Genomic DNA, 301 nt, shown 5'->3' with positions numbered 1-301 from the left:
AGAGACCTTCGGGTCTCTAGTGGCGAACGGGTGAGTAACACGTAGGGAACCTGCCCGCGCACCGGGAATACGCTCTGGAAACGGAGAACAAATCCCGATGTACAGGAAGGAGGCATCTTCTTTCTGTGAAACATCCTTTCGGGGATGGGGCGCGGATGGACCTGCGGTGCATTAGTTGGTTGGCGGGGTAAAGGCCCACCAAGACGATGATGCATAGCCGGCCTGAGAGGGCGGACGGCCACATTGGGACTGAGACACGGCCCAGACTCCTACGGGAGGCAGCCGATGTCACGGTCACGGC

The 301-nt window shown here is 59.8% G+C and carries 1 rRNA gene; it reads left to right on the top strand.

From position 1 onward, the window contains the following. Positions 1–285 (top strand): 16S ribosomal RNA (locus tag MTBUT4_RS01290); the annotation flags it as partial. Positions 286–301 lie beyond the last annotated feature (16 nt).

It is taken from the genome of Magnetospirillum sp. UT-4 (genome assembly GCF_902729435.1).
Lineage (GTDB): Bacteria > Pseudomonadota > Alphaproteobacteria > Rhodospirillales > Magnetospirillaceae > Magnetospirillum.
The sequence above is the reverse complement of the archived record's forward strand: the minus strand, read 5'-3'. Positions and strand labels throughout refer to the sequence as shown.